We start from the raw sequence: 14,048 nt of genomic DNA on the forward strand, positions 1-14,048 counted from the left end.
CAGAAAATTTGAATGAAATTGGCCTTCAGCGCTTATCTGTCAAGCGCTGATAGCTATCAAAATTGTAGTAACTGAACTTGAGCTTCCAAACCCTTGCCTATGTCTTTCTGGCCGTGCTGGCCCTGGTGGTGGCGCTGCTGGTGCTGGTGCTGCTGCGCCGCCCCCGGGTAGACCTGCCGCCCGAATGGCCGGCGCGCCTGCAGGCGCTGGAGGCCATGGCCCAGGCCACGCGCCTGGCCGTGGCCCGCAACGACGGCGCCATGGACGCCCTGGCCCAGCAGCTGTCGGGCTTTACGCAGGCCACGCAGCACCAGCTGGAGGCGCTGCGCAGCGCCGTGGACGAGCGCCTGGCCCAGGCCGTGGGCGAATCGCGCACGGGCCGGGCCGAGCTGCTGGCGGCCTTTGGCGCCTTCGAGGCGCGGCTGTCGGGTGCGCTCAAAGACCAGCTCGAAGGCAACAGCTACCAATTGCGCAACCAGTTCTCGGTGCTGCAGGAGGCCGTTGCGCACCAGCTCACAGGCCTGGTGCAAGGCAGCCAGCACAACGCCGAGCAGCTGCGCACGGCGCTCAACGAGCGGCTGGCCGCCATCCAGCACGACAACGCCGCCAAGCTGGAGGAAATGCGCCGCACGGTCGACGAAAAGCTGCACGCCACGCTGGAGCAGCGCCTGGGCGAGTCGTTCAAGCTGGTGAGCGACCGGCTGGAGCAGGTGCACAAGGGCCTGGGCGAGATGCAGACCCTGGCGGGCAGCGTGGGCGACCTGAAGCGCGTGATGACCAACGTGAAGACGCGCGGCACCTGGGGCGAGATGCAGCTCGGGGCCATCATCGACAACGTGCTCACGCCCGAGCAGTTCGCGCGCAACGTCAAGACCGTGCCGGGCAGCGACGAGCTGGTGGAGTTCGCGGTTCGCCTGCCCGGCAAAGGCGACGAGCACCCGGTGTGGCTGCCCATCGACTCCAAATACCCCGTGGAGCACTACCAGCGCCTGCTCGATGCGCAGGAAGCCGCCGACAAAGCGGCGGTGATGTCGGCGGGCAACGCGTTCGAGGCGTCCATCCGGCTCGAAGCCCGGAAGATCTTCGCCAAATATGTGTCGCCCCCGTACACCACCGATTTCGCGGTGCTGTACCTGCCCACCGAGGGCCTGTTTGCCGAAGTCATGCGCCGCCCCGGCCTGGTGGAGGCCGTGCAGAACGAATGCCGCGTGATGATCACCGGACCGGCCAACCTGGCGGCCATGCTCAGCAGCCTGCAGATGGGCTTCAAGACGCTGGCGATTGAAAAGCGCTCGTCCGAGGTGTGGGGCCTGCTGGGCGTGGTGAAGACCGAATTCGCCAAGTTTGGCGATGTGGTGGAGGCCACCCGCAAGTCCATCGACGCCGCCGCCAAGCGGTTTGACGAGGTGGGCGTGCGCACGCGCGCCATCCAGCGTCGGCTGCGCGACGTGCAGGAGCTGCCCGCGCCCGACGCGGCGGCGGACGCAGCGCGGCTGCCGGGCGCGGAAGCCGGGGGCGAGCAGCCGTGAACTGGGCGCTGGCCCGGCTGATCCTGGGGCAGGTGTGCATCCACGCCTGCATGGCGGGCATGCGCATGGCCGCCCCGCTGATGGCGCTGCGCGAGGGCTACAGCGCAGCGGCCGTGGGCGTGCTGCTGGCGCTGTTTGCGCTCACGCAGGTGTTTCTGGCGCTGCCCGCAGGCCGCTATGCCGACCGCCACGGCCTGAAGCGGCCGGTGGGCTATGCGGTGGCCGTGGCGGCGGCGGGCGCGGGGCTGGCGCTGGTGTTCCCGGCGTTTGCCGTGTTGTGCCTGGCCGCGCTGATGACCGGCGGCGCCACCGGCGCGGCCACCATTGCGCTGCAGCGCCACGTGGGTCGTGCCGCGCACGACGCGACCCAGCTCAAGCAGGTGTTCAGCTGGCTGGCCATCGGGCCGGCGGTGTCCAACTTCATCGGGCCGTTCTGTGCGGGCCTGATGATCGACCATGCGGGCGCGCTGTCGGGCGCAGAGGCGGGCAGCAACGAGGGCTACCGCGCCGCGTTCGCCCTGATGGCCGTGCTGCCGCTGCTCACCTGGTTCTGGGTGCGCGACACGGTGGAGCTGCCCCCGGTGATCGCCGCCGCCGGCGGCCCGCCCCAGCGCGCGTGGGATTTGATGAACGAGCTGCCGTTTCGCCGCCTGCTCATCGTGAACTGGCTGCTGTCGTCGTGCTGGGACGTGCACACCTTCGTGGTGCCGCTGCTGGGGCACGAGCGCGGGCTGTCGGCCTCGGTCATCGGCTCCATCCTGGGCGCGTTTGCCATTGCGGCAGCGCTGATCCGCGTGCTGATGCCGCTGGTGGCCGAGATGCTGCGCGAGCGCGTGGTGGTGGCCGGTGCCATGGTGGCCACGGCCGTGCTGTTTGGTGTGTACCCGTTTCTGGGCAGTGCGCTGGCCATGGGCGTGTGCTCGGTGCTGCTGGGGTTTGCGCTGGGCTCGGTGCAGCCCATGGTGATGAGCCTGCTGCACCAGATCACGCCGTCCCACCGCCACGGCGAGGCCCTGGGCCTGCGGCTGATGGCCATCAACGCGTCGAGCGTGCTCATGCCCATGCTGTTCGGCACGGCGGGCGCCGTGATCGGCGTGGGAGGGCTGTTCTGGGTGGTGGGCGCCACGGTGGGCGTGGGCGCGCGCATGGCCTGGCGCATGGGGCCGGCGGGCGCGAACTCCTAGCAGCCCCACCGAGGGCTTTGCGCTATCGACCCTCTTTGCGCCATGTGGTGAATGGGGGTAAGCAAATGCTTCAAAAAGGAGTAGATTGGCGGCTTCACAGAGGGGGCTGACATGCGCAGCGTTTCAACGTGTTGGGAGCCCGTTCGCCGCCAGGCGCTGGCGTGCGTGGTGTGGCCGGTTTTGGCGCTGGCGCCCTTGGCGCCTGCGCTGGCCGAAGATGCCGCGCTGCAGCAGGCCCAGGCCCTGGTGCAGCAGGGCGATGCCCTGGCAGCCTTTCAGCTGCTGGATGCGCTGGAGGCGCAGCGGGCGGGCGACCCGGTGTTTGACGCCGCCATGGGCCGGGCCGCGTTTGCGGCCGCGCAGTACAGCCGGGCCGTGATGGCCTGGGAGCGCGTGGTGGCCACCCAGCCCGACAACCTGGCCGCCCAGATGGAGCTGGCCCGCGCGCTGCACGCGGTGGGCGACCGGCGCGGCGTGCAGGCCCTGGCCGAGCAGGTGCGCATGCGCGCGATTCCGGTGGATGCAGCGCTCAGCATCGACCAGTTTCTGGTGTCGTACGACCGCATGGGCCATGAAGGCCTGTCCACCTGGAAGGGCCATATCGACGTCACCCTGGCGCGGGATTCCAACGTCAACGTGGGCCCGGGCCTCGACGCGCCGGCGTTGTCGCCACCCGGCACGCCGCCCTGGTCGCTGGCGCCGGGGTCCGAGGCGCAGCGTGCCTCCTATGGCGCGCTGCTGGGCAACATCCGTGGGCGGCATGTGCTGGATGCGCGCTGGTCGCTCATCGCCGCGGCCACGGCCGAAGTGCGCGGCCATTCGGGCGCAGGCAAGCCCTACGACAGCCAGCAGATCGATGCCAACGCCGGTGTGTCTTACCGCATCGAGCGGCACGAGTGGATGCTGAGCGCGCAGGGCGCCACCTACCGCCAGGACGGCGACACGATGCGCAACATCGGCGGGCTGCTGGGCGAATGGATCTACCGGCTGGACGGCTTCCGGCAGTGGGACACCTTTGTGCAGATGCAGAGCCTGCGCTACCCCGCCCAGGGCCTGCGCAATGCGCGCCGCGCAGTGGCCGGCACCTCGTACGTTCACGTGATGCGCAACGGCAGCCTGTTCTATGCGGGGGTGTATGGAGGCCAGGAATCGCCGCGCGCCAGCGGCGTGGACAACCTGGGCTTCGACCTGGCGGGGCTGCGGGGCGGTGTGCAGTGGGCCGTCAGTGCGCAATGGGCGGCGTTCACGCACCTCAACGTGGAGCGGCGCCGCTATGCCGCCACCGACCCGTTCTTCGGCGTGACCCGGCGCGACCGGCAGACGCACTGGGTGCTGGGCGTGTCGTGGCTGCCGGCGCCGGGCTGGCGCATCACCCCCCAGTGGGCGCTGACGCACAACGACTCCACGCTCCCCATCACCGACTACGACCGCCGCGTCTTTTCCATCACGCTGCGGCGCGAGTTCTGAACCAGGCCTGACCCCCGAGGGAGCGCGCGATGCAGCAGTCCAACTTTCCTTCTTCCCGGCTCGCCCTGTGGATGGCCATGGTGGCCGCCTGGCCGGTGCAGGGTTTTGCGGCCGCCGGCGCGGTGCAGTTTGCCACTGGCGAAGTGCAGCTGCGGCGCGGCACGCAGGTGTCGGCAGCCGTGCAGGGCGCGGCGGTGGAGAGCGGCGATGTGATCGTGACCGGCGCGGCCGGGCGCGCGCAGATCCGCTTTTCGGATGGCGGCCTGGTGGCGCTGTACCCGGATTCTCAGTTCACCGTGACGCGCTATGCCGATACCGGCGACCCGGCGCAGGAGAACTTTGCGGTGAACCTGCTGCGCGGCGGCATGCGCGCGGTGACCGGCCTCATCGGCAAGCGCAACCCCCAGAACTACAAGGTCATCACGCCCACGGCGGTGGTGGGCATCCGGGGTTCTGCGTTCCTGATCGCGTTCAATGCCCAGGGCGAGTTGCTGGTGTCGGGCGAGCAGGAGGAGATCGAGGTGTGCACCCAGGCGGGCTGCGTGGGCGTGAAGGCGGGTGAATCGGTGCGCGTGGTGGCCACCGACCAGCTGCCGCTGTACACCCACACCCGCGCCGTGCTGCCGCTGCCCTTGCCGCCGGTGCCGTTCATGGTGGGCGAGCAGCTCACGGCAGGTTCGCGCGGCGGCACAGACCCGGTTCCGGCCCCGCCGCCGCCGGCGCCCGCTCCGGTGCCCACAACCCCGGCACCGCCCGCACCCACCGTGCCGCCCCCAGCGCCTGGGCCCGTGCCCACACCCGCGCCGGTGGACCCCGGGCTGCCGCCCCCTCCGGCGACGGGAGTGCCGACCCCGCCACCCACCACGCAGCCGCCCACCACGCGGCCTCCGCCAGCGCCGACCACGCCTCCGCCGCCCACCACGGCGCCGCCGATCTTCGTGCTGCCACCCATCTTCCGGCCCATCATCGTGCTGCCGCCGATAGCGGTGCCGCCGCCCCCACCGGTGATTCGGTAGCGGCCTGGTGGCAGCACGGCGGCGGGCCGCCGCGCGGCAGGGGGTTGGTTACAGCTGGTAGAACGACTTGATCAGATCCCAGGCTTCCTGGGGGTCGTCGGTGTAATGGAACAGCTTCAGGTCTTGCGCCGAGATCGTGCCTTCTTCCACCAGCACTTCGAAGTTGACCAGCCGCTTCCAGTAGTCGGTGCCGAACAGCACGATGGGCACGGGCTTGGCCTTGCCGGTCTGCACGAGGGTGAGCACTTCGAAGAGTTCGTCCAGCGTGCCAAACCCGCCGGGGAAGGCCACCAGCGCCTTGGCGCGCATCATGAAATGCATCTTGCGCAGCGCGAAGTAGTGGAACTTGAAGCACAGCGAGGGCGAGATGAACCGGTTGCCGCTTTGCTCGTGGGGCAGGGCGATGTTCAGGCCCACGTTCAAGGCGCCCACGTCGTGCGCGCCACGGTTGGCGGCTTCCATGATGCCGGGGCCGCCGCCCGTGCAGACGTAGATGCGGTCGGCGGGCGGCTGGCGTTCGCTGTGCTCGGCCACGATGCGCGCGAACTGGCGGGCCAGGTCGTAGTAGCGCGCATTGCGCACGGCCAGGCGCGCCCGCGCCAGGCGCACGTCGTCGCCACTGGCCTCGGCCTCGGCCAGCTGCGCTTCGGCCTCGTCGGGCGCCACGAACCGGGCGCTGCCGTACACCACCACGGTACTTTCAATGCCTTGCTCCAGCTGGCTCAGGTCGGGCTTGAGCATCTCCAGCTGAAACCGGATGCCGCGCGTCTCGCGGCGGAACAGGAATTCCGGGTCGGCAAAAGCGAGGCGGTAGGCATCGGCATGCAGCGGGTTGCCCGTTGCGGCGTGGCTTTGCAGTTCGGCCCAGGCATCCGCCAGGCGGCTTTCGTTGAGTTGGGTGTTCGTTTCCATGGTGTTCAGCGTGAAGATGGATGCTAAATGGCCGCTAGCGCTTGTCTAGCTTGCCTTTGTTGCTATCAAAGTTGAATAAGTGGCGATGCCCAGCGCAGTGAGGCAGAGCGAGCCCGCCAGGTGCAGGCCCACGGTGCCCAGGGCCACGGTGTAGCGCTGCGCCATGAGCATCTCGACCACCTCGGCCGAGAAGCTGGAGAACGTGGTGAGCGCGCCCAGAAAGCCCGTGACCAGCGCCAGGCGCCAGACCGGATCGAGCTGCGGCATGGCGTGGAAGAACGCCACGCACAGCCCCACCAGGTAGCCGCCGGCCAGGTTGGCCGCAAGGGTGCCCCAGGGCAACACGCCGCCGGGGCTGAGCCACAGGCCCAGGCGCCAGCGCAGCAGGGCACCGGCGCTGGCGCCCAGGCAGATGGCAAGGATGTGCAGCATGGCGGGCATTGTCTCTCAGCCCGTGGGGCCCGCAGGCGCCGCTCGCACAGTGTTGTTACGGCAGGTCAGCGCCCCGACATCTGCGTGGGCAGCCAGGTCACAATGCCGGGAAAGACGTAGATCAGCGCCACGGCCAGGCACATCAGCAAAAACATGGGCAGCGTGACCTTGGCGATCCATGTCAGCTGCCGCCCCGTCATGCCCTGAAGCACGAAGAGGTTGAAGCCCACGGGCGGCGTGATCTGCGCCATCTCGACCACCAGCACCACGAAGATGCCGAACCAGATGGGGTCGATGCCTGCGGCCTGCACCGTGGGCATGAGCACGCCCATGGTCAGCACCACCATCGAGATGCCGTCGAGGAACGAGCCCAGCACGATGAAGAAGATGGCCAGCGCCGCGATGAGCTGCGCCTGGTTCAGGCCCAGCGACGCGATCCATTCCGCCAGGTGGCGGGGCAGGCCGATGTAGCCCATGGACAGCGTGAGGAAGGCCGCACCCGCCAGGATGAGCGCGATCATGCAGTACAGCCGGGTGGCGCCCATCAGCGAATCGCGAAAGCTTGCCCAGCTCATGGAGCCCTGAAGGGCCGACAGCAGCAGCGAGCCCAACACGCCCACGGCGGCGGCCTCGGTGGCGGTGGCGATGCCGGTGTAGATGGAGCCCAGCACGGCGGCGATCAGCAGCACCACGGGGATCAGCGCGCGCGAGGCCGAGAGCTTCTGCATCAGCGTGAGCCGCTCGGTCGCCTTGGGGGCCTGCCCGGGGTTGCGCAGCGCCCACAGCACGATGTAGCCCGAAAACAGCGCCGCCAGCAGCACGCCCGGCAGCACACCGGCCACGAACAGCTTGGAGATCGACACCTCGGCCATCACGCCGTAGACGATCATGATGATGGAGGGCGGGATCAACAGGCCCAGGGTGCTGGCGCCGGCCAGCGTGCCCACGACCATGTGCTCGGGGTAGCCGCGCGACTTGAGCTCGGGCAGCGTCATCTTGCCGATGGTGGCGCAGGTGGCGGCGCTGGAGCCGGAGACGGCCGCAAAGATCGTGCAACCCACCACGTTGGTGTGCAGCAGGCGGCCGGGCAGGCCTTGCACCCAGGGTGCCAGGCCCTTGAACATGTCCTGCGACAGGCGGGTGCGGAACAGGATTTCGCCCATCCAGATGAACAGGGGCAGGGCGGTGAGCGTCCAGCTGGATGCCGAACCCCAGATGGTGACGGCCATGGCGTCGCCGGCCGGGCGCGAGGAAAACAGCTGCATGCCGATCCAGGCCACGCCCGAGAGCGTGAGCCCGATCCAGACCCCGCTGCCCAGGATGAGGAACAGCGAAAGCACCAGCAGGCCGGTAATGGCGAGATCACTCATGGTCGGAACAGGTGGGGAAAAGCGCGGGAACGTGAAGGACTGCGGGACGGGAGCGGAGCCTACTCATTGCGCAGTTGCTCGTCGGGGTTGGCGCGGCTGCGGCGGCCCAGCAGCTCCATCACCAGCTCGTCCACAAACGCAATGGCCAGCACCACGGTGCCAAGCGCCATGGCGAGCTGCGGAATCCACAGCGGCGTGGCGTCGCTGCTGGTGGAGATGTCGTGGAACTCGTGCGACTGCCAGGCCAGCTTGCAGCTGTAGTAGGCAAACAGCACGGCCAGCAGGGTGGCGATGGCCAGCGACCACACTTCGAAACCCCGCTTCCAGCCGCCCTTGAGGGCGTTGAGCAGCAGGGTCACGCGGATGTGCTCGCCGCGCTTCAGGGTATGGGCCAGCGCGAGGAACCCGGCGGCGGCCATGAGGTAGCCCGCATACGCATCGGTACCCGGCACATGGAAGTGCAGCTGCCGGCTGATGATGGACAGCAGCACCATGCCCAGCAGGCCCACCATGAAAAGCGCCGCCACGGCGGCAGCGCTGTCGTACAGAAAATCCAGCAGGCGACGCATGTGCACAGGGTTCCGGGCTTCTTCTTACTTGCGGTAGGCGTCGATCAGGGCCTTGCCCTCGGGGCCGGCCTTGTCCAGCCATTCCTTGAGCATGGTGTCGCCCACCTTGGCCATGTCGGCTTTCAGCGCGGCCGGCGGGGCTTCCACGGTCATGCCGTTGGCCTTGAGTTTGGCGATGGTGTCGGTGTTGACCTTGGCGCTGTTGGCCCAGCCGCGCGCTTCGGCGTCGGCACCGGCCTTGAGCAGCGCGTCCTGGCTGGGCTTGTCGAGTGCGTCAAACGCCTTCTTGTTCACCAGCACGGCGTTCTTGGGCAGCCAGGCCTGGGTGTCGTAGTAGAACTTGAGGTGCTCGTACAGCTTGCTGTCCACGCCCGTGGCGCCCGAGGTCATGGTCGATTCGACCACGCCCGTGGCCAGCGCCTGCGAGAACTCTGCCGCCTGCACCGTCACGGGCTGCGCGCCCACCAGCTCGGCAATGCGGGCGGTGGCGGGGCTGTAGGCGCGCCACTTGATGCCCTTGAGGTCGGCGGCGGAGGCCAGTGGCTTCTTGGTGTAGATGCCTTGCGGCGGCCAGGCCACGGCATACAGCAGCACCATGCCCTGCTCGGCCAGCTTCTTTTCGAGGAAGGGCTTTTGCGCGGCATAGAGCTTTTTGGATGCGTCGTAGCTGTCGGCCAGGAAGGGCAGGCCGTCCACGCCAAAAATCTGCCACTCGTTCTGGAAGTTGGCCAGCAGGATCTCGCCCATCTGCGCCTGGCCGCCTTGCACGGCGCGCTTGATTTCGGGGGCCTTGAACAGTGCGGCGTTGGCGTGTACCGTGATCTTGAGCTTGCCGCCCGTGGCCTTGTCCACGTCGGCCGCCAGCTGCGTCATGTTCTCGGTGTGGAAGTTGGTGGCGGGGTAGGCGGCGGCCAGGTCCCACTTGGTCTGGGCAAATGCCGAGGTGGCGGACAAGCCAGCGGCCAGGGCCAGGCTGAGTGCGGTGACGGGGAAGATTCGACGCTTCATGGATATTGCTCCGCAAAGATGGATGTAACAAATCACTGTATCGGAAGCCGGCCGGATTGGCATAGGTGTTTTGCCTAAACGCTGACAAATTGCCAACAAATTGCCATCGACTTGCCTACAATGCCGCATGCATATCCCGTGCCAATAGCCCAACCGACAGGCCGCGTCCTCCATGAAACCTGAAGCCAAGCCGATGGCCGGAACCAAGGCCAAACACAAGCCCGACTCCGGCCCCATCGTGTCGTCGGCCCATCTGGTGTCGGCCCAGAGTGCCGAGATGAGCGAGTTCGAGTTCGGCCTCATCGTGGCGGGCAACGCCTTCCACCGCTGGGTGGTGCACTGCATGGCGGCAGCGGGCCTGCGCGACCTGACGCCGCTCGACGTGCTGGTGCTGCACCATGTCACGCACCGTGCGCGCGACAAGCGCCTGGCCGACATCTGCTTCATCATGAACGTGGAAGACACGCACCTGGTGAACTACGCGCTGAAAAAGCTGCAGAACCTGGGTGTGGTGGCGTCGCAAAAGAACGGCAAGGAAGTGACTTATGCCGCTACCGAGACGGGACGCGCCTATGTGCAGCGCTACCGCGAGATCCGTGAGAGCTGCCTCATCGACGCATTGAACGCCGACGATGCACTGAACCGCGACATCGGCGAGCTGGCCCGGTTGCTGCGTGTGCTCTCGGGCATGTACGACCAGGCAGCGCGTTCGGCGGCGTCTTTGTAAACCCACCATTCCATTCTTCGGCCGCTGGATCGAAAAATATCAATAAAAATCGGCTTCAGCGCTTATCCATCAAGCGTTAATGGCTATAAAAATAGTAGCAATAAACATGTCCACCCCATTCCACTCCGTTCCCCGCTGGCAGTTCTGGATCGACCGCGGCGGCACCTTCACCGACATCGTGGGCAAGCGCCCGGACGGCACGCTGGTCACGCACAAGCTGCTGTCCGAAAACCCCGAGCAGTACAAGGACGCGGCCGTGGCGGGCATCCGCCACCTGCTGGGCTTGAAGCCCGGAGAGCCCGTAACGCCTGAGTTGGTGGAGTGCGTGAAGATGGGCACCACGGTGGCCACCAACGCGCTGCTGGAGCGCAAGGGCGAGCCCACGCTGCTCATCACCACCCGGGGCTTCAAGGACGCGCTGCGCATCGCCTACCAGAACCGCCCGCGCCTGTTCGACCGCCACATCGTGCTGCCCGAGCTGCTGTACGAGCGCGTGATCGAGGCGCAGGAGCGCGTGGGCGCGCACGGCGAGGTCATCGAGCCGCTGGATGAGGCGCACCTGAAGGAGCGCCTCTGGGCCGCTTACGATGCGGGGCTGCGCAGCGCGGCCATCGTGTTCATGCACGGCTACCGCTACACCGCGCACGAAGAGGCGGCAGCCCGCATCGCGCGCGAGATCGGCTTCACGCAGGTGAGCGCATCGCACGCCACCAGCCCCATGATGAAACTCGTGAGCCGGGGCGACACCACGGTGGTCGACGCCTACCTCTCGCCCATCCTGCGCCGCTATGTGGACCAGGTGGCCAGCGAGATGCCAGGCGTGAAGCTGTTCTTCATGCAGTCGTCGGGCGGCCTGACCGATGCGCAGGTGTTCCAGGGCAAGGACGCGATCCTCTCCGGCCCCGCAGGCGGCATCGTGGGCATGGCACGGACAGCGGAGCTGGCGGGCCATGACAAGGTCATCGGCTTTGACATGGGCGGCACCAGCACCGATGTGAGCCACTACGCGGGCGAGTTCGAGCGCGAGTTCGAGACGCAGGTGGCCGGTGTGCGCATGCGCGCGCCCATGATGAGCATCCACACCGTGGCGGCGGGTGGCGGCTCCATACTTGGCTTTGATGGCGCGCGTTTCCGCGTCGGCCCCGAGAGTGCCGGTGCCAATCCCGGCCCCGCCAGCTACCGCCGGGGCGGCCCGCTGGCCGTGACCGATGCGAACGTGATGGTGGGCAAGATCCAGCCCGCGCATTTCCCTAACGTGTTTGGCCATGCGGCCAACGAGGCGCTGGACGGCGACGCCGTGGCGCAGAAGTTTGGCGACCTGGCCGCGCAGACCGGGCGCACGCCCGAGGACGTGGCGCATGGCTTCATCCAGATTGCCGTGCAGCAGATGGCCAACGCCATCAAGAAGATCAGCGTGGCGCGTGGCTATGACGTGACGCGCTACACCCTGCAGTGCTTTGGCGGCGCGGGCGGCCAGCACGCCTGTCTGGTGGCCGATGCCCTGGGCATGACGCGCGTGTTCGTGCACCCGCTGGCCGGTGTGCTCAGTGCCTACGGCATGGGCCTGGCCGACCAGAACGTGATCCGCGAACAGGCGGTGGAAACCAAACTGGTGCCCGAGGCGCTGTCCGGCATCGAGGCCACGCTGGAGCAGCTGGCCGCCGCCGCGCGCACCGAGCTGGAACGCCAGCAGGTGGGCGCGGGCACTGCCGTGGTGCACCGCCGCGTGCACGTGCGCTACGAGGGCAGCGACTCGGCGCTGATTGTTCCGCTGGGCTCGATGGCCGCCATCACAGCGGCGTTCGAGGCCGCGTACCGCCAGCGCTTTGCCTTCCTGATGCAGGGCAAGGGCCTGGTGGTGGAGGCCGTGTCGGTGGAGGCCGTGGTGCCCGGCGACGCCCCGGTGGAGCCGCGCCACGCGCTGCAGCCCGCGCGCGAGGTGCCGCGCCGCAGCACGGTGCGCATGTACACCGGCGGTGTGGACGGCATGGCCGCCTGGCACGACGCCGCCCTGGTGGTGCGCGAAGACCTGCGCCCGGGCGACGTGATCCCCGGCCCCGCCATCATTGCGGAGAAGAACGCCACCACCATCGTGGAGCCCGGCTGGGAGGCCGCGCTGACCGATCTGGACCATCTGTTGCTCAACCGCCGCGTGGCGCGCGCCGTGCAGCACGCGGTGGGCACCACGGTAGACCCGGTGCTGCTGGAGGTGTTCAACAACCTGTTCATGAACATCGCCGAGCAGATGGGCCTGCAGCTGCAAAACACGGCCTATTCGGTGAACATCAAGGAGCGGCTGGATTTCAGCTGTGCGCTGTTCGACGCCGAAGGCAACCTGATCGCCAACGCGCCCCACATGCCGGTGCACCTGGGCAGCATGGGCGAGAGCATCAAGACGGTGATCCGCGAGAACAGCGGCAAGATGCAGCCCGGCGATGTGTTTGTGCTCAACGACCCGTACCACGGCGGCACGCACCTGCCGGACATCACCGTCATCACGCCGGTCTATATCGGCGATGAGGCCACGCCCACGTTCTATGTGGGCAGCCGGGGCCACCACGCCGATGTGGGCGGCACCACGCCGGGCTCCATGCCGCCGTTCTCCACGCGCATCGAGGAAGAGGGCGTGCAGATCAACAACGTGAAGCTGGTCGAGCGCGGCGTGCTGCGTGAGGCGGAGATGATCGCGTTGCTCCAGAGCGGCGAATACCCCAGCCGCAACCCGCAGCAGAACATGGCCGATTTGCGCGCGCAGATCGCCGCCAATGAAAAGGGCCAGCAGGAGCTGCGCCGCATGGTGGGCGAGTTCGGGCTCGACGTGGTGCAGGCGTACATGCGCCATGTGCAGGACAACGCCGAAGAATCGGTGCGCCGCGTCATCACGCGCCTGAAGGACGGGCAGTTCACCCTGCCGCTGGACAACGGCGCGCAGATCAGCGTGGCGGTGAAGGTGGATGCGCCAAGCCGCAGTGCCACCATCGACTTCACCGGCACCAGCCCGCAGCAGACGAACAACTTCAACGCGCCCACGGCGGTGTGCATGGCGGCGGTGCTGTATGTGTTCCGCACGCTGGTGGATGACGACATCCCGCTGAACGCGGGGTGCCTGAAGCCGCTCAACGTCATCATCCCGCCCGGCTGCATGCTCAACCCCAACCCGCCGGCCTCGGTGGTGGCGGGCAATGTGGAGACGTCCACCTGCATCACCAATGCCCTCTACGGCGCACTGGGCCTGATGGCGGCGGGGCAGTGCACCATGAACAACTTCACCTTTGGCAGCACGCGCTACCAGTACTACGAGACCATCTCGGGCGGCAGCGGCGCGGGCGGCGTGTGGGATGCGGGCGGGCAGCTGGCCGGTGGTTTTGATGGCACCAGCGTCGTGCAGTGCCACATGACCAATTCGCGCCTCACCGACCCCGAGGTGCTGGAGTTCCGCTTTCCGGTACGGCTGGAGGGCTACGAGATCCGCAAGGGCTCGGGCGGCGCCGGGCGCTTCAAGGGCGGCGATGGCGGCGTCCGCCGTGTGCGCTTTCTGGAGCCGATGACGGCCAGCATCCTCTCCAACGGCCGCCACCATGGCGCGTTCGGCATGGCGGGCGGCCAGCCCGGCGCGGTGGGCATCAACAAGGTGGTGCGCAGCGACGGCCGGGTGGAGCTGCTCGACCACATCGGCCAGGCCGAGATGTTGCCGGGCGATGTGTTTGAGATCCACACGCCGGGCGGAGGCGGGTTCGGAAAGGTGTGAGTCTCTGCGGGGGGGCGCGTCGATCCTCCGCAAAAGCGAGACGCGCCCGCGTCGGCCGGCGTGGACAGCAGCGAAATTTGAATGAA

Annotated in this window: 11 protein-coding genes; 6 read left to right on the top strand and 5 right to left on the bottom strand. The window is 67.9% G+C overall.

Annotation, left to right across the window (positions count from 1 at the left end; all coding sequences use genetic code 11):
• The first annotated feature begins 77 nt into the window (after nucleotides 1-77).
• The 4 genes from rmuC to ACOQFS_RS13715 all read left to right on the top strand — a co-directional run bounded on the left by rmuC (nucleotide 78) and on the right by ACOQFS_RS13715 (nucleotide 5,196).
• Nucleotides 78-1,529, top strand: a complete 1,452-nt coding sequence (rmuC, locus tag ACOQFS_RS13700; RefSeq protein ID WP_421563377.1) for a DNA recombination protein RmuC — start codon at nucleotides 78-80, stop codon at nucleotides 1,527-1,529.
• Nucleotides 1,526-2,713 carry an MFS transporter gene (locus ACOQFS_RS13705; protein WP_421563378.1) on the top strand — a complete coding sequence of 396 codons (1,188 nt, stop codon included), beginning with the start codon at nucleotides 1,526-1,528 and terminating at the stop codon, nucleotides 2,711-2,713. Before rmuC ends, ACOQFS_RS13705 begins: the two co-directional genes overlap by 4 nt.
• 111 nt (nucleotides 2,714-2,824) lie before the next feature.
• Nucleotides 2,825-4,180 carry a surface lipoprotein assembly modifier gene (locus ACOQFS_RS13710; RefSeq protein ID WP_421563379.1) on the top strand — a complete coding sequence of 452 codons (1,356 nt, stop codon included), beginning with the start codon at nucleotides 2,825-2,827 and terminating at the stop codon, nucleotides 4,178-4,180.
• Between the two features lie 29 nt (nucleotides 4,181-4,209).
• A complete protein-coding gene (locus tag ACOQFS_RS13715; protein ID WP_421563380.1) occupies nucleotides 4,210-5,196 on the top strand; it encodes a FecR family protein in 987 nt (328 codons plus the stop codon).
• A gap of 48 nt (nucleotides 5,197-5,244) precedes the next feature.
• On the opposite strand, the gene ACOQFS_RS13720 is transcribed toward ACOQFS_RS13715, so the two are convergent.
• The 5 genes from ACOQFS_RS13720 to ACOQFS_RS13740 form a co-directional block, all read right to left on the bottom strand.
• A complete protein-coding gene (locus ACOQFS_RS13720; RefSeq protein WP_421563381.1) occupies nucleotides 5,245-6,108 on the bottom strand; it encodes a TIGR00730 family Rossman fold protein in 864 nt (287 codons plus the stop codon).
• A gap of 45 nt (nucleotides 6,109-6,153) precedes the next feature.
• Nucleotides 6,154-6,540, bottom strand: a complete 387-nt coding sequence (gene crcB, locus ACOQFS_RS13725; RefSeq protein WP_421563382.1) for a fluoride efflux transporter CrcB — start codon at nucleotides 6,538-6,540, stop codon at nucleotides 6,154-6,156.
• Between the two features lie 65 nt (nucleotides 6,541-6,605).
• Entirely contained in the window at nucleotides 6,606-7,910 is a 1,305-nt protein-coding gene (locus ACOQFS_RS13730; RefSeq protein WP_421563383.1) for a TRAP transporter large permease, read from the bottom strand.
• A 59-nt stretch (nucleotides 7,911-7,969) separates the two neighbouring features.
• Entirely contained in the window at nucleotides 7,970-8,479 is a 510-nt protein-coding gene (locus ACOQFS_RS13735) for a TRAP transporter small permease (protein ID WP_421563421.1), read from the bottom strand.
• A gap of 24 nt (nucleotides 8,480-8,503) precedes the next feature.
• Entirely contained in the window at nucleotides 8,504-9,487 is a 984-nt protein-coding gene (locus ACOQFS_RS13740) for a TRAP transporter substrate-binding protein (RefSeq protein ID WP_421563384.1), read from the bottom strand.
• A gap of 172 nt (nucleotides 9,488-9,659) precedes the next feature.
• Here ACOQFS_RS13740 and ACOQFS_RS13745 point away from each other — a divergent pair, with 172 nt between their 5' ends.
• Both ACOQFS_RS13745 and ACOQFS_RS13750 read left to right on the top strand, forming a co-directional pair.
• Nucleotides 9,660-10,214: a winged helix DNA-binding protein gene (locus tag ACOQFS_RS13745; RefSeq protein WP_421563385.1), complete on the top strand. Its 555-nt coding sequence runs from the start codon at nucleotides 9,660-9,662 to the stop codon at nucleotides 10,212-10,214.
• A 106-nt stretch (nucleotides 10,215-10,320) separates the two neighbouring features.
• A complete protein-coding gene (locus ACOQFS_RS13750; protein ID WP_421563386.1) occupies nucleotides 10,321-13,962 on the top strand; it encodes a hydantoinase B/oxoprolinase family protein in 3,642 nt (1,213 codons plus the stop codon).
• The last annotated feature ends 86 nt before the right edge of the window (nucleotides 13,963-14,048 follow it).

Source organism: Paracidovorax sp. MALMAid1276 (assembly GCF_049198005.1).
Lineage (GTDB): Bacteria > Pseudomonadota > Gammaproteobacteria > Burkholderiales > Burkholderiaceae_C > Acidovorax.

What these genes read in the sequence shown, in the direction of transcription:
- ACOQFS_RS13715 (WP_421563380.1), top strand. Translation starts at nt 4,210, where the DNA reads ATGCAGCAGTCCAACTTTCCTTCTTCCCGGCTCGCCCTGTGGATGGCC.
- ACOQFS_RS13735 (WP_421563421.1), bottom strand. Translation starts at nt 8,479, where the DNA reads ATGCGTCGCCTGCTGGATTTTCTGTACGACAGCGCTGCCGCCGTGGCG.
- ACOQFS_RS13730 (WP_421563383.1), bottom strand. Translation starts at nt 7,910, where the DNA reads ATGAGTGATCTCGCCATTACCGGCCTGCTGGTGCTTTCGCTGTTCCTC.
- ACOQFS_RS13745 (WP_421563385.1), top strand. Translation starts at nt 9,660, where the DNA reads ATGAAACCTGAAGCCAAGCCGATGGCCGGAACCAAGGCCAAACACAAG.
- crcB (WP_421563382.1), bottom strand. Translation starts at nt 6,540, where the DNA reads ATGCTGCACATCCTTGCCATCTGCCTGGGCGCCAGCGCCGGTGCCCTG.
- ACOQFS_RS13710 (WP_421563379.1), top strand. Translation starts at nt 2,825, where the DNA reads ATGCGCAGCGTTTCAACGTGTTGGGAGCCCGTTCGCCGCCAGGCGCTG.
- ACOQFS_RS13720 (WP_421563381.1), bottom strand. Translation starts at nt 6,108, where the DNA reads ATGGAAACGAACACCCAACTCAACGAAAGCCGCCTGGCGGATGCCTGG.
- ACOQFS_RS13750 (WP_421563386.1), top strand. Translation starts at nt 10,321, where the DNA reads ATGTCCACCCCATTCCACTCCGTTCCCCGCTGGCAGTTCTGGATCGAC.
- ACOQFS_RS13740 (WP_421563384.1), bottom strand. Translation starts at nt 9,487, where the DNA reads ATGAAGCGTCGAATCTTCCCCGTCACCGCACTCAGCCTGGCCCTGGCC.